The organism is Streptomyces sp. NPDC090442, assembly GCF_044769405.1.
Taxonomy (GTDB): Bacteria; Actinomycetota; Actinomycetes; order Streptomycetales; family Streptomycetaceae; genus Streptomyces.
Window position 1 is genome coordinate 16,187 of sequence record NZ_JBIVXW010000054.1, and the last position, 17,416, is coordinate 33,602.

The 17,416-nt window shown below is 70.6% G+C and carries 15 protein-coding genes and 1 pseudogene; 7 read left to right on the top strand and 9 right to left on the bottom strand.

Going from position 1 to position 17,416, the window contains the following annotated elements:
* Positions 1-2: 2 nt before the first annotated feature.
* The 3 genes from ACIQU6_RS30945 (at position 3) to ACIQU6_RS30955 (ending at position 2,012) form a co-directional block, all read left to right on the top strand.
* Entirely contained in the window at positions 3-650 is a 648-nt protein-coding gene (locus tag ACIQU6_RS30945; RefSeq protein ID WP_403485017.1) for an energy-coupling factor transporter transmembrane component T family protein, read from the top strand.
* Between the two features lie 118 nt (positions 651-768).
* Positions 769-1,335, top strand: a complete 567-nt coding sequence (locus ACIQU6_RS30950) for a biotin transporter BioY (protein WP_403485018.1) — start codon at positions 769-771, stop codon at positions 1,333-1,335.
* A complete protein-coding gene (locus ACIQU6_RS30955; protein WP_403485019.1) occupies positions 1,332-2,012 on the top strand; it encodes an energy-coupling factor ABC transporter ATP-binding protein in 681 nt (226 codons plus the stop codon). The genes ACIQU6_RS30950 and ACIQU6_RS30955 overlap by 4 nt, the downstream gene beginning before the upstream one ends.
* An 83-nt stretch (positions 2,013-2,095) precedes the next feature.
* Here the strand turns inward: ACIQU6_RS30955 and ACIQU6_RS30960 are convergent, their stop codons facing one another.
* The gene (locus tag ACIQU6_RS30960; RefSeq protein WP_403485020.1) at positions 2,096-2,650 is read right to left on the bottom strand and encodes an avidin/streptavidin family protein; all 555 of its coding nucleotides are present in this window, start codon (positions 2,648-2,650) and stop codon (positions 2,096-2,098) included.
* Between the two features lie 449 nt (positions 2,651-3,099).
* On the opposite strand from ACIQU6_RS30960, the gene ACIQU6_RS30965 reads away from it, so the two are divergent.
* On the top strand, positions 3,100-4,485 hold the full coding sequence (locus ACIQU6_RS30965; protein WP_403485021.1) for a cytochrome P450: 1,386 nt from the start codon (positions 3,100-3,102) through the stop codon (positions 4,483-4,485).
* A 57-nt stretch (positions 4,486-4,542) separates the two neighbouring features.
* On the opposite strand, the gene ACIQU6_RS30970 is transcribed toward ACIQU6_RS30965, so the two are convergent.
* The 6 genes from ACIQU6_RS30970 to ACIQU6_RS30995 form a co-directional block, all read right to left on the bottom strand.
* Positions 4,543-6,291 (bottom strand): AMP-binding protein, encoded by a 1,749-nt coding sequence (locus tag ACIQU6_RS30970; RefSeq protein ID WP_403485022.1) that lies wholly within the window; start codon positions 6,289-6,291, stop codon positions 4,543-4,545.
* Positions 6,288-11,063, bottom strand: a complete 4,776-nt coding sequence (locus ACIQU6_RS30975; RefSeq protein WP_403485023.1) for an amino acid adenylation domain-containing protein — start codon at positions 11,061-11,063, stop codon at positions 6,288-6,290. The genes ACIQU6_RS30970 and ACIQU6_RS30975 overlap by 4 nt, the downstream gene beginning before the upstream one ends.
* 49 nt (positions 11,064-11,112) lie before the next feature.
* Entirely contained in the window at positions 11,113-11,937 is an 825-nt protein-coding gene (locus tag ACIQU6_RS30980; protein WP_403485024.1) for an SDR family NAD(P)-dependent oxidoreductase, read from the bottom strand.
* A 121-nt stretch (positions 11,938-12,058) separates the two neighbouring features.
* Complete coding sequence (locus tag ACIQU6_RS30985; protein WP_403485025.1) at positions 12,059-13,243, bottom strand: MFS transporter; 1,185 nt, start codon at positions 13,241-13,243, stop codon at positions 12,059-12,061.
* A gap of 34 nt (positions 13,244-13,277) precedes the next feature.
* Positions 13,278-14,339 carry a biotin synthase BioB gene (gene bioB, locus ACIQU6_RS30990; RefSeq protein WP_403485026.1) on the bottom strand — a complete coding sequence of 354 codons (1,062 nt, stop codon included), beginning with the start codon at positions 14,337-14,339 and terminating at the stop codon, positions 13,278-13,280.
* A gap of 184 nt (positions 14,340-14,523) precedes the next feature.
* Positions 14,524-15,045 (bottom strand): DUF6879 family protein, encoded by a 522-nt coding sequence (locus ACIQU6_RS30995; protein ID WP_403485027.1) that lies wholly within the window; start codon positions 15,043-15,045, stop codon positions 14,524-14,526.
* A gap of 221 nt (positions 15,046-15,266) precedes the next feature.
* On the opposite strand from ACIQU6_RS30995, the gene ACIQU6_RS31000 reads away from it, so the two are divergent.
* Together ACIQU6_RS31000 and ACIQU6_RS31005 are read left to right on the top strand one after the other, a co-directional pair.
* Positions 15,267-15,614 (top strand): hypothetical protein, encoded by a 348-nt coding sequence (locus ACIQU6_RS31000; protein WP_403485028.1) that lies wholly within the window; start codon positions 15,267-15,269, stop codon positions 15,612-15,614.
* On the top strand, positions 15,611-15,865 hold the full coding sequence (locus ACIQU6_RS31005; RefSeq protein ID WP_403485029.1) for a type II toxin-antitoxin system RelE/ParE family toxin: 255 nt from the start codon (positions 15,611-15,613) through the stop codon (positions 15,863-15,865). Before ACIQU6_RS31000 ends, ACIQU6_RS31005 begins: the two co-directional genes overlap by 4 nt.
* 61 nt (positions 15,866-15,926) lie before the next feature.
* Here the strand turns inward: ACIQU6_RS31005 and ACIQU6_RS31010 are convergent, their stop codons facing one another.
* Positions 15,927-16,307, bottom strand: a complete 381-nt coding sequence (locus ACIQU6_RS31010) for a hypothetical protein (protein ID WP_403485030.1) — start codon at positions 16,305-16,307, stop codon at positions 15,927-15,929.
* A 62-nt stretch (positions 16,308-16,369) separates the two neighbouring features.
* Between ACIQU6_RS31010 and ACIQU6_RS31015 the strand changes: the two are divergent.
* A pseudogene (locus ACIQU6_RS31015) lies at positions 16,370-16,546 on the top strand (IS5/IS1182 family transposase); the annotation flags it as partial.
* A gap of 154 nt (positions 16,547-16,700) precedes the next feature.
* On the opposite strand, the gene ACIQU6_RS31020 reads toward ACIQU6_RS31015, so the two are convergent.
* The gene (locus ACIQU6_RS31020) at positions 16,701-17,342 is read right to left on the bottom strand and encodes a TetR family transcriptional regulator (RefSeq protein ID WP_403485031.1); all 642 of its coding nucleotides are present in this window, start codon (positions 17,340-17,342) and stop codon (positions 16,701-16,703) included.
* Between the last annotated feature and the right edge of the window lie 74 nt (positions 17,343-17,416).

Here is a 17,416-nt window from a genome sequence, read left to right on the forward strand (position 1 = left end):
CGGTGATCGGGCTCTACCACCCCGCCCGCACGTGCGTGCACGCGGCGCCGGCCGGCCTGAAGCTGCTGGTGCTGTTCGCCGCGGGCACCGCGTCGTTCTTCGTCCGCTCGCCGCTCGCGCTCGGCGGGGCGGTGGTCGTGGTGGCGCTGTGCTACGCGCTGGCCCGGATCCCGGTACGGCTCGCCATGCGGCAGGTGCTGGCCATCGTGCCGTTCGCCGCGCTGCTGGTGGCCGCCCAGGGCCTGCTGACCAGTTGGACGAGCGCGCTGCTGGTCGGGGAGCGCGTCGTGGTGCTGGTGACGCTGGCGAGCCTGATCACGCTGACCACCCGGACCTCGGACATGGTGCGGACCGTGGAGTGGGCGCTGCGGCCCTTCGCGCGCCTGGGGGTGCGCCCGGAGCGGGTTGGCCTGATGGTGGCCATGACCATCCGCTTCGTCCCGGTCATCAAGGAGCAGGCCGACCTGGTGCGGGCGGCCCAGAAGGCCCGCGGAGTGGAGCGCAGCGTCGCGTTCCTGACGCCGCTGCTGGTGCGGACGCTGCGCCTCGCCGACGGCCTGGGTGAGGCGCTCGAGGCACGCGGGTTGGACTCCCGACCCGACCTCCCGGAAAACGCCCGGCAGCCCGGTCCCAAGGCTCCGGCCGGGTGAACACCGCGCGAACTCAGTCGAGATCAAACCGACTTGCAGGACAGGCGGTGCACGTCATGCGTGCCGCCTAGGATGAACCGCTGGCCGTAATTCCACATCGTTCCCGGGGGGTTGAGGGGTGCGTACGAAAGACATCGCGCAGATCGCGCTGTTCGCCGCGATCATGGTCGTGCTGGGACTTTTCCCACTGATCGAGGTGCCGTTCGTACCGGCTCCCATCACGTCCCAGACACTCGGCGTCGCGCTCGCGGGATCCATCATCGGCGCACGCCGGGGCGGACTGGCGGTGCTGCTGTTCGTGGTGCTGGTCGTGGTCGGACTGCCGGTGCTGCCCGGCGGGCGCGGCGGCCTCGGGACGATCCTCGGCCCCACGGGCGGCTTCATCCTCGCCTACCCCCTCGGCGCCTGGCTCGCCGGCCTGCTGACCGAGCGGATGTGGCACCACTACACGCTCTGGCGGGCGATCCTGGCGAACTTCGCCGGCGCGGCGCTGCTGCTCTACGTCGTCGGCATCCCGTGGATGGCGGTGGTCTCCGGCATGCCGCTGGGCAAGGCCACGGTCGCCTCGGCGGTCTTCCTGCCGGGCGACCTGCTGAAGGTGGTACTGGCCTCGGTCGCCGCCGTCGCGGTGCGCCGCGCGTACCCGCTGATCGAGCCCCGACGGACGGCGGGCGCCGGCGCATGATCGAGATCGACGGCGTCAGCCACCGGTTCGGCGAGCGGTGGGTCCTGGACGACATCACGCTCACCCTGGACACCCATCGCATCGGCGTGGTCGGCGCGAACGGCTCGGGCAAGAGCACCTTCGCCCGGCTGCTGAACGGCCTGCTGGTACCGGAAAAAGGCCGGGTACGGGTCAACGGCCTGGACACCGCCCGCAAGGGCCGCGAGGTGCGCCGCCAGGTCGGCTTCGTCTTCCAGGACCCGGACGTGCAGATCGTGATGCCCACGGTCGCCGAGGACCTGGCGTTCGGACTCAAGCACCACGGTCACAGCCGGACGGAGATCGCCGGGCGGGTGGAGGAGGTGCTGGTGGAGTACGGGCTGAGCGAGTTCCGGGACCATCCCGCGCATCTGCTCAGCGGCGGGCAGAAGCAGTTGCTGGCGATCGCCGCGGTGCTGGCCCTGGAGCCGCGGTACGTGGTGTTCGACGAGCCGACGACGCTGCTGGACCTGGGCAACCGCCGCCGGGTCACCAAGCTCATCAGGGAACTCCCACAGCACGTCGTGGTGGTCTCCCACGATCTCGAACTGCTCGCCGAGCTGGACCGGGTGATCGTGCTCGACCGGGGCCGGGTCGTCGCGGACGGTCCACCCCGCCAGACCATCGCGAAGTACGAGGCGATGCATCCCCCGCTGTAGCGCGACGCCACGGCCCGACGTCGGACGGGCGGGTGCCCGGAGAAGTCCCTCCGGACACCCGCCCGTTGACGTGGCGCGGCGCGTCACTTCCGGTCGACGGGCACCCCGCTGTTCACCCCGGCCTGACGGGCGGCGGCGACGGCGGCGGCCGTCGGCTTGGTCTTGGTGAAGGCATCGTGTCCGACCAGCGTGGACTGCCACTCGTTGGCGGTGGTGGTGCCGGAGGTCAGCAGCCACTGGGTGGCGATCCGGGCGTTGGCGCCACCGAAGTACTGTCCGCTCCACGCCGTCGCGGAGTGGGCGTTGCGGTAGTCGTTGCGCCAGGAGACCGTCCAACTCAGGGCCGTGCCGCTGCCGTCCGTGGCGGGTGCGGTGTCGTACCGGCCGGTCAGCACATAGCGCTTCTCGGCGTTGCCGACCGTCGAGTCGTAGGTACCGGTGAGGCCGCCGTCGGCGTCGGCGGTGACGACGAAGGTGGAGCCGAGCTGGTTGTACCAGGTGCCCGTGATGCCCGTCGCGGCGGACCGCGCGGCGGCCGCCTTGGCCGGGCCCGTCTGCGGCGAGGCGCTCGCGGTGACCGTGATACTGGTCAGCGAGACGGCGACCGCGGCAATTCCGATCTTGCGCAGGTGCGACACGAAATTCTCCCCACGTTGTGATCCAGAACCGGTCGGACGCGCGGGACCCCCGCATTTCCGCCGGAAGAATCAATTCCGCTGTCACGGAAAAGAGAACGACCAATTCCGTCGCCCGTGACCAGCAGTCCATGTCCGGCCGAGATCCTACTCTGGCCGACACCCCCGACTCAACACACATATCCCCTATCTCGTAAGGCATTTCGCTCGCACCATGACGCGCATTACCGACACCTGGACGATCACATTCCCCATAACCCTTCGAGCCGGCCCACGACGCACAGAGACCACGAGCCCCCACCGGCCGCTTACTTGGACGACGTCGAGCGCAACACCACTGCCGGAACCCGAAGTTGCCGCGTATGCGGCACCGGGGACTGCTACCGTGACATCGGGGTGGAATTGACCCCCGTACGCAGCAGTATCGGTCTTCGAGATGGGGGAATTCTGCTGTGTCCAGCGGCGTTGACGATCTGTCCAGCGGCGGCCCGACCGCCGGAACCGAGGCGCCCGCCGCAACCGGCGGGCCGACGAGGCCGCCGGGCCTGCGACTTCCCGCGGTCGTCCAGACCCTGCTCTTCTCCGAGTGCCGCCACTGGCTCTTCCCCCTGCTCAAACGCCGGTACGGAGAGGTGTTCACGCTGCGGTTGACCACCCCCACCCGGCACCTGGTGATCCTCTCCAGACCCGAGGACATCAGGACCGTCTTCGCCGGCCCGGTCGAGGTGCTGCACGCCGGCGAGGGCAACGCCATCATGGGGCCGGCGCTGGGCGACCACTCCGTACTCCTCAGCGACGAGGACGAACACCGCCGGGCCCGGCGGCTGTTGATGCCCGCCTTCACCGGCGCGGCACTGCGCGGCTACGAGGAGATGGTCACCAAGCTGACCAGGGCCGAGGTGGAGCGCTGGCCAGAGTCGCGCGCCATCGGCTCCCACCGCAGGATGCAGGCACTGACCCTGGAGGTGATCCTCCAGGTCGTGTTCGGCGTGACCGACGAGCAACGGCTGGAACACCTGCGGCCACTGGTGCGGGGCATCGCGGACATCGGCCCCGTCACCCTGCTCGGGCTGCCCTACCCCCTGCTCCAACGTGTCGGGCCGTGGCGCCGCCATGTGTCCCTGCAACGTCGGCTGGACAAGCTGCTCTACGCCGAGATCGCGGACCGGCGCCGCGCCGCGGACCTGCACAGCAGGACCGACGTGCTCTCCCGCCTGCTTCAGGCGGAGGGCGCCGAGGGCTCCCCGCCCGGAGAGAACCGTTTCACCGACCCGGAGATGCGGGACCAGCTCATCACGCTGCTGCTGGCCGGCCACGAGACCACCGCGACCGGCCTGGCCTGGGCACTGCACGAACTGGTCCGGGAGCCGGAGGAGTTGGCACGGGCCCAGAAGGCGGCGGACGAGAACGACGAGGCGTATCTGACGGCGGTCGCCAAGGAGGCCCTGCGGCTCAAGCCCGTGGTCTACGAGGTGGCCCGGCAACTCTCCGCCCCGCTCACCGTGGGCGGCTACCGACTGCCCGCCGGCGCCACGGTCATGCCGGCCATCGGGCTGGTGCACTCCGACCCCCGCCATCACGAGCACCCGGACGCCTTCCGCCCCGAGCGGTTCCTGGACGGCCAGCCGCCGGCCAACACCTGGATCCCGTTCGGCGGGGGCGCCCGCCGCTGCATCGGTGCCGGCTTCGCCCTGATGGAGGCGACGGTCGTACTGCGGGAACTGCTCCAGCGCTACGACCTGCGGCCGGACCGGCCGCAACCGGAGGCCCAGCGGGCCCACCACGTCACTCTGATCCCGCAGCGGGGAGCCCGCGTGGTGGTGACCCGGCGCCGCTGACCTCACGGGCGTCCCACGGATGCCGGACGCTCCCGCGGCGCCCGGCAACCTCCCGGCTCAGCGGGCGAGTTCGGCCACGACGGACAGCTCGCCCGCGAGATAGCGCTCCCGGCAACGGCCGCGCTGGACCTTGCCGGAGGACGTACGGGGGATCGAGTCCTTGGCCACCACCACGACCCGGTCCGGCGCGTGGCCGAGTTGTTCGCGGAGCCGCGTCATCACCCGCGCGGCGAGCTCCTCAGGTCCGTCCGCGCCCTTGACGGGCTCCACCGCGACGATCATGCGCTCGGTGCCCGGTACGGCGAAGGCCGCGCACACGGGCCTGACGCCCTCGACCTTGACGGCGACGTGCTCGTAGTCCTCCGGATAGAGGTTGCGCCCCCCGACAATGATCATGTCCTTGATGCGACCGCAGACCACCAGACCGTCCGCCATCCGGTAGCCGAGGTCACCGGTGCGCAGCCAACCGTCCCGCACCACCCGCGCGGTGGCCTCGGGTTCGGCCCAGTAGCCCTCCATGAGGGCGGGGCTGCGGACACAGATCTCGCCGACCTCCCGATCGCCCAGCGCCCGTCCCTCCTCGTCCGTGATCTGGACGCTGACCCCGGGAACCGGGTGCCCGCACACGGCCAGCGCCCTGGAGTCCGGTGACCCGGGGGCGACCGGCCGGGCGACACCTCCCGTCTGAAGCCCCTCCCGGGAGACGTGGTCCCAGGCGAGCGGCGCATCCACCTCACCCATCGCGACCGCGAGGGTGGCCTCGGCCAGCCCGTACATGGGCGTGACCGCCTGCGGCCGCAGACCGTGCCGGGAGCCGGCCGCGACGAACCTCTCCAGCGTCGCGGCCCGGATCGGCTCGGCACCGTCGCCGCACACCTCCAGGGCCGACAGGTCCAACTCCCGCGGCGCCAGGCGCATACCGCGGGCCGCCAGACCGTAGGCGAAGTTCGGCGCGACCGTGCTGGTGGCGCGGTACCTCGACAGGGCGTCCACCCACGAATCGGGGCGGGACAGGAACGCCTCCGGCGACTGGAGCACCAGCCTGATGCCGTAGGACATGCCCGCCAGCACCGAGATCAGACCCATGTCGTGGTAGAGCGGCAGCCAGCTCACGTGCACGCTGCGCTCCCGGTCCAGCCGCAACCTCTCACAGCACACGGCCGCGTTGGTGAGCAGTTGCCGGTGGGTGAGGGCGACCGCCCGCGCCGCACCCGTGGTGCCGGAGGTGAACTGGAGGTAGCCCAGGTCGTCGGGGGCGACGGCGATCGGCCCGGCCAGCTCCTCGCGCACCGCGCTCAGTTCACCGCATCCGAGCACCGGGCGCCTGGCGTCGATCCGGCCGGACATGAAGTCGCCGAACGCGTCGGCGACGACCACCGCACGGGCGTCCACGTGGTCCAGCCGCCGGTTGATCTCCGCGACGGTGTCGGGCAGGTCGGACAGGCGGTGCGGCAAGGGCAGGATGACGGGGACCGCCCCGGCCCGCCAGACACCGAACAGGCTGAACAGGAAGCCGGGGGAGGTCGAGGAGATCAGGGCGACCCGGTCCCCCGGGACGACGCCGGCCTCCGCCAGACCGGCGGCCACCCGCCGGGCGGACGACGCGAGCAGCGCGTACGGCAGCGGGGTCTCCTCCAGGTGACGGTCGACCACGGTGATCCCCGCCGCCGTGCCCGCGGAGCGCTCCAGCGCCTCGGGCACCGTCGCCGCACCGAAGACCCCCTCGGGTCTCGGATACTCCCCACCGTGCACGGCCCCGCTCATGACCTGTTCCTCCCCCGTCGTGATCTGCCCCTGCGGACTCATCCGGCCTCCTTGGCCATCGCGCGCAGTTCCTCGGTGAACCTCTCGGCGAGCATCCGCACGGTCTGCGCGGTGTGCAGGTGGGCGCTGTAGGTCCACACCAGTCGCAGTTCGCCGTCCGCGGTGAGCGCCATGAGGTCGAGCACCCGTGGCCGGTGTCCGGCGCCGCTGCGGTGATGGCCGAAGGACTCCACCACCGGGCGGGCGTCACCGGTGAAGTACTCGCTGACATCGCCCCAGAAGTTGAACCCGACCTCGGGCGCGGGCACGGCGGCCAGGCGCGCCCTGACCTCGGGATCGGGGTGCAGATAGCGCAACACCCCGTATCCCGTACCGCGGTTGGGGACGGCACGGAGCTGCTCGCGGACGGCGTCCAGGTCACCCGGGCGCAGCGCCACCGGCGACAGTGTGGAGAACCGGGCCACGGTGCGCGAGACGTCGAGCGTCCCGAACGCCCGCTCCCGGCCGTGCCCCTCCAACTCGACGAAGAGCTCCGGCTGTCCGGTCCACGCCGTCACCGTCCGGGTCAGCGCGGTGAGCAGCACCTCACGGATCTCCACCCCACGGGTGCGGGGCAGCTCGCGCGTGACGAGGACGGCTGTCGGACCGGTGAGGTGCACCATGTGCCGCACGGCCGAGGACTGGACGTTGGGGCCCAGGCGGTGGTCGACGGGCAGCGGTCGCCGGGCGCGCTCGGCCAGGCGGGTCCAGTACGGCAGTTCCGCCGCCGGCTCCGGGCCGGCCGCGTAGGCGTGCAGTTGCGCGGCGCACTGCGGCAGCGATGCGGTCTTGGGAGGCAGGGCGGGGGTCTCGCCACGCTCCAGGGCGGCGTAGGCGGTGCGCAGGTCCTCGTAGAACACCCGTGACGAGTAGTAGTCCATCACCAACCAGTGCGCGCTGACCAGCAGTCGGGGGCGGCGGCGCGCCCCGAGGTCGAAGTAGGTGAGCTGGAGGGTGCGGCCCCCGGCCAGGTCCAGGCCCCCGTTGCGCAGGGCGGCATGGCGGCCGATCTCCGCTTCGAGTGCGGTGTCGGGGACCGCGTGCAGGTCCACCACGCGTACCTCGGCGGCCCGTGCCGCGTCCTCGTCGGGCAGGTGGGCGTACCAACCCCGCTCGTCGCGACGGAACCGGGCCCGCAGACCGTCGTGGTGCCCGAGAACGGTGGTGAGCGCCTGGCCGAGGGACTTCGGGTCGAGCGGACCGTCCAGCTCGAAGACCGGCCACATGCCGTTCCAGTGGTCAGGATCCGCGAAGTTCTGCTCGAAGAACCACCGTTGGGCGGCGGCGAGGTCGGCCCGACCGGTGACGGCCGACTGCGGCGCCGTCGCGGGCGGTGTCCTCCTCGCCACGGTCGCCAGGCCCGCCAGGGTGGGATGGGCGTACAGCTCGCGGAGCGTGACGTACAGGCCGTGCTCGGCGGCCTTGGCGACGGCCCGCACCCCGAGCAGGGAGTCGCCGCCCAGGGCGAAGAAGTTGTCGTGACGGCCGAAGCGCTCCACCGGCAGGACCGCGGCCCAGGCCCGGGCCAGTCCCTCCTCGACGGGGGTCACCGGCGTCTCCCGGCCCTCCGCTGCGGCCGCGGGCGCGGGCAGCGCCGACCGGTCGAGCTTCCCGTTGGCGGTCAGCGGCAGGCGGTCCAGGGTGACGAACGCCGAAGGGACCATGTACGGGGGGAGTTCGGCCGCGGCATGGCGGTGCAGTTCGTCGGCCGTGGGCGCGCTGTGACCCTGCGGGACCACGTACGCGATCAGCCACCTGCCGTCCCTGGCCACCACGACGGCGGACCGCACCTTCGGGTGGCCTCCCAACACCACCTCGATTTCGCCGAGTTCGATGCGGTGACCGCCGATCTTGACCTGGAAGTCGTCCCGGCCGAGGAACTCCACGGTGCCGTCGGGCAGGTACCGGCCCAGATCGCCGGTGCGGTACAGGCGCTCACCGGTGTGCGGGTGACACAGGAACCGTTCGGCGGTGCGCTCGGGATCACCCCAGTACCCCCGGGCGACACCGAGTCCGCCGATGTAGAGCTCTCCGGGCACGTGGTCGGGCTTGGGAGTCAGACCGGGGCCGAGCACATGGAAGGTCTGGTTCCGCAGCGGTGTGCCGTACGGAATGCTCCGCCAGGCCGGATCCACGTCGCCGATGGGATGGTGGATGGACCAGATGGCCGCCTCCGTGGCGCCACCGAGGCTGGTCAGCTCGGGTCGGCCGGCGCTGACCGCCCTGAACCTGCCGGGCAGCGCGAGGGGTATCCAGTCCCCGCTGAGCAGCACGGTCCGCATCGTCGCGGGGAGCGCGGCGCCGTACCGCTCGCAGTGTTCGACGAGCAGCTCCAACAGGGCCGGGACGGTGTTCCACAGCGTGACGCCGTGTGCCCCGGCCAACTCGGCCCAACGGCCCGGATCGCGGGACTCGTCGGGCGCCGGGAGCACCACCGCACCACCCCCGCCGAGCACCCCGAAGACGTCGTACACGGACAGGTCGAAACTGAGGGACGACAGGCCGAGGACGCGCTCCGCGGGGCCGGCACCGAAGCGACCGCGGATGTCGTCGAGGGTGTTCACCGCCGCACGGTGACTGGTCATCACGCCCTTGGGCGCCCCGGTCGAGCCGGACGTGAAGATGACGTAGGCGAGGTCGTCCGGGGTGGTGTCCGGAACGTCGACCGGCCCGTCGGGCACGTCCGTCCAGGGCTGCTGCGGCACCGTCACCACGGTCGCGCCGGCCGGCGGCGTCACCCCGGGCTGAACCAGGGCGACCCCGGCGTTGCCGGCCGCGATCAGCCGCTCGATGCGGGCGGGGGGCAGCGCCGCGTCGACCGGCAGGTAGGCCGCGCCCGCGCGCACCACGCCGAGGACCGCGGCCACCTGTTGCCACCCCTTGTGCATGACGACGGCGACCAGGGTGTTGGGCGCGGCGCCCAACTCGCGCAGCCGGTGGGCGATCTGGTTGGCCCGGCGGTCGAGTTCACCGAAGGTCAGGGTGCGGTCGGCGCCGATCACGGCCGGGGCGTCGGGGCGGACTGCGGCCTGCCGGTCGAGCGCCGCGTGGATGAGCTCGTACGGGCTCGGCCCCGCGGTGGCGTTGACGGTCCGGCGCACCGCGAGCTGCCGCGCGGGAACGGTGACGGGGGCCGGGCTGTCCTGCTCCGCGAAGCGTTCGACGTGGTCGACATAGGCGCCGAACATGTCGTCCAGCACACCGTCGGGAAACGCCGCCGCCACGGCGTCCCAACTGACGAGCAGCTCACCGCCGCGCAACTGGACCTGGTTGTCGAGATGGACCTGCGGTGTCTGGGAGACGGCGTGACCGACCTCGAACACCACCCCCTCCAGCGCCCCCAGGCCGTCCCGCTCGTCGAGCAGGCTGGTGAACACCACGGGCATCCGCGCCTGGGCGCCGCCGTGGCGCCGGGCCATCTCACGCTGTAGCGCCACACCGCTGAAACGGGCGTGCTGGAGGTCCGCACGCAACCGCTGCTGGAGCCGCCCGGCCACCAGCGCCAGGTCCCGCTGCTCCGTCAGGTCGCATTCCAACAGGACCGTGCTGGTGAAGTCGCCGATCAGCCGCGGGATGTCCGGGTGCCAGCGCGGTCGGTCGGCAAGCGTGACGTTGACGGTGAAGCGCGGGGACTTGCTCCAGGTCCGCAGCACGTCCGCGTAGGCGGTGCACAGCAGCACCGACGGCGTGACCCCCAGGGCGTTCGCCCGGTCCTTCAGTCGCCGCCACAGGTGCCCGGAAAGCCGCCGCTCCCTACGGGTGAAGACCGGCAGACCGCCGTCCGGCAGGGCCTGGAGCGGCAGTTCGGGGGCGGGCGGCAGGGTGTCGACGCGCTCCAGCCAGTAGGCCCGGGCCGCCTCGCGGGCCGGCGTGTCACGCTGCTCGGCGGCCGCCGACAGGTAGTCGCGGAAGGTCACTTCCGGCGCCGGCCCCAGCGACCGCGGGTCGAGGATCAGCCGAATCCACTCGGCCAACAGCAGCCGCAGGCTGCCCGCGTCGACGAAGAGCAGGTCGATGCTGAGGTGGAGCCGCAGGCGATCGGCTTCCAGGCTGTGGGCGCGGATCTCGTACAGGGGCCAGGTCCGCGCGTCGAAGACCTGGCCCGCCATCTCCTCACGGGTCGCGTGGAGGCGACATCGACGGTCGTCCTCCGGCAGGCCGCGCAGATCCGCATGTCGGAAACGGTAGGCGGGCACCTGGCGCGCCACCTGCTGCCGGCCGTCGGCGAGCACGGTGGCACGCAGCATGTCGTGCCGGCTGATCAGCTCGTTGAAGGCCCCCTCGGCGCGCTCGACGGAGGCCGGGAACACATCGACCTCGGCGTAGAAGTGGGCCGAGCGGCCACCCAGGTCGAATCCCGCGTCCCCCAGCCAGTACGCCTGCTGGACATCGGTGAGTGGAAAGGGCTCGAAACGTTTCTCCGGCCGCGGCACGAGCGCCGGCACCGCGCCGTCGTCGCCCACCGGCGCGAGGGTACGCACCGCCTCGGCCAGCGTGCGCAGCGTACCGCCGCCGAAGAACAGTTCCAGCGGCACATCGACGCCGTAGCGCGCCTCGATCGCGGTCTTGGCGTACACCGCGTCCAGGGACGCCAGGAAGAGCAGGTCGTCGGGCCCCGTCGGCAGGACCAGGTCCTCGTTGTCCTCAGCCAGTTCCGCGAACAGCTCACCGAGACGCCCGATGATCTCGTCGACCTCATCGACCTCGCCGGTGCCGGCGACGGTCTCTGCAACGGGTCTTGCAACGGGTTGGTGCGACCCCGAGCGCACAGACATGACGGAACTCCCCCTGTTCTGGCCCTTCGGCCGCAACCGTCCCGACGGACTAACCGCCGCGTCTTCCGACGTCGGCGACCTCACGCAGATACGAATAGACCCCGCTGTTCCGGGCCACCCAGGCGGTCAACCGCGGTGACACCGCGCTGAACACGTCCGCGATCCTCTCCATCACGGGAGACACGGTGATCTCCACCCGGTCCTTCCGGATGCACCTGAGCACCGCCTCGGCCACCGCCTGCGGGGTCACCTGCCCCAGCGTCAACGGGCGCTTCCCGGCCGACCAACGCGCCGAAATCCCCACGTCCGCCACGAGGGTGGGATAGACCGCAGACACCCCGACCCCCGTGCCGCGCAGTTCCTCCCGCAGCGACCAGGTGAATCCCACCAGCCCGTGCTTGGCCGCCGAGTTGATCGTCCCGTACGGGTACGCGGTGCGCCCGCCGACGGATCCGATGTTGACGATGTGGCCGCTGCCGGCCGCGAGCATGTGCGGCAGGACCAGCCGGGTCAGCGCCTGGGTGCCGAACAGATTGACCATGAGGATGGTCCTGATGTCCTCGACGGCCACGTCCTGAAAACGGGAAATGCGTTCCACTGCCGCGTTGTTGACCAGTAGGGCGGGCGGCCCCAGTTCACGGCACACCGTCTCCACGATGTGCTTCTGCCCGTCCTCGTCGGAGACGTCGGCGGGCACCGTGAGCGGTTCGGGTCCGTAGCGCCGCAGGTGCCGCGCCGTTGCGGCCAGCCCTTCCTCGGAACGCGCGACGAGCGCCAGGCGCACGCCTTCCCGTGCCAAGCGCTCGGCGATGACGGGCCCGACTCCACGTGACGCACCGGTGACGATTCCGACCGCACCGCTCAACTCCCGCACGGCCCACCCCCCTCAAGCCGAGTCGGATTCTACACAGACTCCTCACCCAAAAAGGGGAGTTGAGGCGCAACTCACGCGCCGACCGCTCGCCCCCACCCGCGGACGGAAAGAGTCCGGTACCTCAGCGCGGCTGCCCGGACGCCGGCTCGGGCGCGGCACCGGAGGCAACCGCCGCCGACCGCCGACCGGACGCCAGGTGCACCACCACCGCGACCAGGCACAGCCCGGCCCCCACCAACGGCACCGTACGGGCCGGGAAGCGGTCGAGCACCGCTCCCCCGACCACTCCGGACAGCCCGATTCCGAGATACAGCGCCGAGGCGTTGAGCGCGAGCAACAGCCCGCTCGCGGACGGCGCCAGCTCGATCAACCGCCGCTGCACGGGCGGGTTGAAGGCCCAGGAGGACACGCCCCACACGAAGAGCAGTCCGGCGGCCAGCACGGCGTTGCCCGTCACCGACAGGACCGAGAGCGTCAGGACACTGCCGCAGACGGCCGCCAGCAGCGGCAGCCGGTACCCGAACCGGTCGGCGGCCACGCCGCCGACCACGTTGCCGATCGCACCCCCGATGCCGTAGCCGAACAGCAGCAGGCTCAACGTGCCCCCCGCGACCGAGACCGTGGCGGCCAGCACCGGGGCCGCGTAGGTGTAGACCGAGAACACCCCGAGGCTGGCCGCCAGCGTGATGCCGAGGACCGCGAGGACCCGCGGATCCCGGGCAACGACGAAGCGCTCGCGCAACGTCACCTTCGGCGGCGCCGCGACCGCGGGCACCGCCAGAGCCACCGCCACCGCCGCGGCCGCGCACATGCCCGCGACGAGCCCGAACACACCGCGGTACCCGAGCGGGCCGACCAGCAGCGACCCGACGGGCACCCCGACGATCGTCGCGATCGTCATGCCGCCGAAGACCACCGCCGCGGCACGCGCCCTGCGCTCGGTCCCGCTCAACTCGGCGGCGACGACGGTGGCCGCCGGGGTGAACACCGCCGCGCCGGCGGCCGTGAGGATCCGCGCCGCCAGCAGCGAGACGAAGTCGGGTGCCACCGCCGCGCAGGCGTTGCCGAGCGCGGCGACCAGCAACGCGCAGACGATCAGGGGCCGCCGTCCCCAGCGGCTGGTGGCCACCGCCAACAGCGGTGAGCCGATCGCGTAGGCCACCGCGAAGGACGTGGTCAGCAGACCCGCCGTCGAGGCGGACACCGCGAGCTCGGCGCTCAACTGCGGCAGCACGCCGGTGATGATGTACCCGCTGGTGCCGACCGCGAAGGCCCCCAGAGCGAGCGTGGAGATCCTGCCGAACATCGCGTCCCCCTTGTCCCGATCCAGCCGACTACCGTCAGGCGTTCGCCGCGAGGTCGGTACCCGCACCCCGCTTACGCGGCCGGACCGTGTCATTCCGGTGCTTGGGCAAGGTCGCCTCCTCGGCGCCCTCGACCACGAATCCGGCGTCCTCGATCATCCGCAGGTCGACGCCGCCGTCCTGTCCCTCGCTGGTGAGGTAGTCCCCGAGGAAGAGGGAGTTGGCCAGGTAGAGCCCGAGCGGCTGCAGACTGCGCAGATGGATCTCCCGGCCGCCGGCGACGCGCACCTCGACGTCGGGGTGGACGAAGCGCACCATCGCCAGGATCCGCAGACAGCGCTGCGGGGTCAGGCTCCACTGCTCGGACAGCGGCGTGCCGTCGAACGGGATGAGGAAGTTGACCGGCACGGACTCCGAGCCGAGCTCGCGCAGCGCGAAGGCGGTGTCGACCAGGTCCTCGTCGCTCTCGCCCATCCCCGCGATCAGTCCGGAACACGGCGAGAGCCCGGCCTTCTTGGCCTTCTCCACCGTTGCGGCACGGTCCGCGTACGTGTGGGTGGTGCAGATGTCCGCGTAGCGCTCGCCGGAGGTGTTGAGATTGTGGCTGTAGGCGTCGGCCCCCGCGTCGCGGATGCGTTCCGCCTGCCCCTCGGACAACAGGCCGAAGCACGCACAGATCTCGACCTGGGGGTGCTTCTCCTTGAAGGCCGCGATGGTCCGCCCGACCCGGTCCACGTCTCCGTCCGTGGGCCCCCGGCCACTGCCGACCAGGCAGACGCGCTTGGCACCGTGGGCCACCCCGGCCTCGGCCGCGGCCAGCGCCGCCTCGGGCCCGAGCCAGGTGTACTTCAGGATGTCGGCCTTGGACCCGATCCGCTGCGAACAGTAGGAGCAATCCTCCGGGCAGAGCCCGCTCTTGAGGTTGACCAGGAAGTTCAGTTTGACGCGCTTCCCGAAGAAATGGCGCCGGACCCGGTACGCGGCGGCCACCAGGTCCAGCAGGTCGTCATCACCGCTGGCCAACACGGCGAGCGCCTCCTGGCGGGTGGGCGCCTCACCCCGTAACGCCTTCTCCGCCAGCCTGTCGAATACGTCCATGCGTCGGATCATGGCACGCCACCACCACGAACACGGCAACTATCGGCCAACTCCCCCTGCGTGGCGTGGATTTCACGAGGTCGGACGAGTCGACGTAAGGCCCCGAGTAGGCGGACGAACGTCCCGCGTCACCGAAGAGGGAACGAGGCGCATGCCTCCGGCACTTGGTCAGCCCGGGAACAGTTCAGCGCGTGTACTCACTGTGCGGGATGGCCATGCCCCAGAGCAGGTCCCGGACACGGATGCACTCGCCAACGATGGCAGGAGTCTCCACGACCTCGGAGCCGAGTACACGCCCTGAGCCGTCGAAGTACCCCACGGCCAAGAGCTTGTCGTCGAAGAGCCACCAGTCGTTGCCCTTCACGGGGAGCACCAGTTCCTCGGGCATCTTCTGCCTCGGCAACCACCGAATGGACTCGCCGGCCGCTTCGTTGACGTGGGTGGTGGCGTGCTCCCACTGGATGTGGGGGGTGTGCGGCTCGGTGACGACCCGGACCCGACGCACAGTCATCCCTGAGCCGGTGACGCGCTTCATGAGCTGCGCCCACGGCGCCATGAACGAGCCGTCGGCTGTCCCGCTGAGCCAATCCCTATACACTCCCTCCTCATTGGGGACCGAGTAGTCGTCCCTCAGTTCCAAGTGGAAAGCGTCGTGTGCGAAGCGCTCAAAGAGCAGGTTGCGCTCAGCGCTGGAGATCAGCTCCACGTGGTTCCTCCAGTAACGGGGTGATCGCGGCCTTGAGGACCTCGACGACGGCCTCGTAGTCTGGTATCTCCCTCTCTGACAGGGCTTCAGGACGGTCACTTTAGAGCCCTGGGCGACATACGTTCCAGAGCATCCTTCAGGACCGATACGTCCCTCAGGGTCGCTTTTGGTAGACATGGCCACGCGGTAGCGTCTGCTGTGCCATTGGAGAGGAGCAGAGCATGCCTGAGTTCGGCTGGGCGGACGCTGTGCGTCAGGCTCGTGAAGCGACCGGCTACGCCGGCGAGGACATCCCGCGGACCGTTGACGCCGTGCGAGGACGTCTGAGGGCCAACCGTCGGGAAGAGTTCGACCAGGAACTTGGCACGCTCGACGCCGGCGGCGCTTTCGAGGCATTCCTCAACCACTGGTGGACTCAAGCCCTAGCCGACACCGCTCTCGATAGCGAGGCCAGAGAGCTGGCAATCGAGTTCGCCGACCTCACGGTGGCGCTCCGCGTCCGCGCTGAGGGCGGTCCGACCTACACCTCCGTCGAGGTCGAGCAGATGATCGCGAGGAAGGCTTCGTGAGCCACACCGTCATCTGGGAACGAACCGCGTCCGAAGGCCTGAAGCGGTTACGTAGCAAGCACGGTGACGCAGTCAAGCCCTTCGTCCGTGCCGTCAACGCACTCGCAGACAACCCCGAGCCCCTCTCCAGCACCAAACTTGGCGGCACCGACCTGCGCCGCCTCCGCGTGGGAAACTTCCGCGCCACCTATGAGATCGACGGGATCCACATCGCCGTGAAGGTTCTCAGCGTCGGAGCCTCTCCGGCCTAAACCGACGCGGCCCTTCATTACGACCAGTACCGGTAGCGAGGACAGCTCTGTGGTCCGGTGATCAGCAGAAGTCGAGCGTGACGTCCTTGTCCACGCAATACTTCATGGCGGCGACCAGCTGACGGGTGTCATCAATGCGTCGTTGGAGAATGGGATCGCCGGCAGCGTGTGGCCGCTCGTTGATGATTGCTTCCAGCCGCGGCAGCATGGCCGCGCATCGAGCGGGCGCGAGGTCGCCTTCGTGGTCTGGATGGTCGAGTAGCGGTGCCAGCGTGGTACTGACGCTGCTCCACGGACGGTTTCCCCCGAAGCCGACCATCTCACGGAGGGCGAATCCCTCGCTTTGCGCCAGCCACTCCCTGAACAGCTTGAACCCGTGGTGCGACCAGGAGATATCCGGGCTGGTCACTTCGTCGTCTGCGGGGCAGAGCATGAGCCCCATCCTGTCCTCCTTGCTTGCTGGATGCCCATGATCAGCCGTGGGGAGGAGTACCGGCAACTGAAATGATCTGTCGCACGGTTGGTGTGATCACGGCGTCGGAACCGTCCGGAGTAGCGCCGTTCGCCGGGCTGAGCTCACGCTGTTTCCGCAAGCTGGTGACCGCACCGCACCGCGAGCGAGCGGACGCCGTCCAGCACAGCCGGCCTTGGAACCTGTCGCTGGAGGATCGGGTCCTGATTGGAAAATCCTCCGCGACTGCCGCCTCAAGCAACGGCATTCATCACGGCGTGCTCGGCATCACGCGTCTCCACAACCTCGCCCTTGCCGGATAGATCGAGGAGGCCACGCCACGGAACTGTCCAACTCAGCCGGTCGAACACTGCGGGACAAGCCTCAGCTGTTGCGGGCCGGCCCCGTCAGGGTTTCCAGGGAGAGCGTGGCCAGTTGTTCTTCCAGGGCCGCGTGGTCTTGCAGTACGGCGGCGCGGAAGCGGTGGGCGGCGAGCGTGGAGAGGAGCCACCAGGCGCCGGTGTTCGGGTCGAGGTCCTGGCGGAGTTCGCCGGCTTGTTGGCCCTTGTCGATGAGGTCGGCGAGGACTTCCGCCACGCGTTGGACGGCGGAGCGGGCCGCGGCCGCCACCTCGGGGTCGGCGGTGAGGCCCATGGCGTCGGAGAACAGCACGCCCGCGGACCCGTGGGCGTGCAGCGCTTCGAGGTGCTGCGGGGACATCTGCGCGGTGAGGAAGGCGAGGACGGACCGGTCCGATTCGAGGGCGGGCCGGGCGTTGTCGGCGAGTTGGTCGGCGGCGCGTTGCAGTACCGCGGCGAAGAGTGCCGACTTGGAGCCGAAGTTCTGGAAGACCACGGGTTCGCTGACGCCGACGCGCGCGGCGATGGTGGAGATCTTGCTCCGCTGGTATCCCAACTCGGCGAAGACCTCGATGGCCGCATCGAGGATGGTCGCTCGCCGCTCCGCGGCGGACATGCGGGTGCGTCGCGGTGTGGCTGGTGCGGGCGTCGGCTCGGGTCTGGTCACGGGATCAGGGTATCCGGGGTGAGGTGGGCGACTGGGGGTGAGTGGCGGCGCCCGCCCTGGGTGGGTGGCAGGGC

What these genes read in the sequence shown, in the direction of transcription:
- ACIQU6_RS30955 (WP_403485019.1), top strand. Translation starts at nt 1,332, where the DNA reads ATGATCGAGATCGACGGCGTCAGCCACCGGTTCGGCGAGCGGTGGGTC.
- ACIQU6_RS30970 (WP_403485022.1), bottom strand. Translation starts at nt 6,291, where the DNA reads ATGAGTCCGCAGGGGCAGATCACGACGGGGGAGGAACAGGTCATGAGC.
- ACIQU6_RS30975 (WP_403485023.1), bottom strand. Translation starts at nt 11,063, where the DNA reads ATGTCTGTGCGCTCGGGGTCGCACCAACCCGTTGCAAGACCCGTTGCA.
- ACIQU6_RS30985 (WP_403485025.1), bottom strand. Translation starts at nt 13,243, where the DNA reads ATGTTCGGCAGGATCTCCACGCTCGCTCTGGGGGCCTTCGCGGTCGGC.
- bioB (WP_403485026.1), bottom strand. Translation starts at nt 14,339, where the DNA reads ATGGACGTATTCGACAGGCTGGCGGAGAAGGCGTTACGGGGTGAGGCG.
- ACIQU6_RS31000 (WP_403485028.1), top strand. Translation starts at nt 15,267, where the DNA reads ATGCCTGAGTTCGGCTGGGCGGACGCTGTGCGTCAGGCTCGTGAAGCG.
- ACIQU6_RS31010 (WP_403485030.1), bottom strand. Translation starts at nt 16,307, where the DNA reads ATGGGGCTCATGCTCTGCCCCGCAGACGACGAAGTGACCAGCCCGGAT.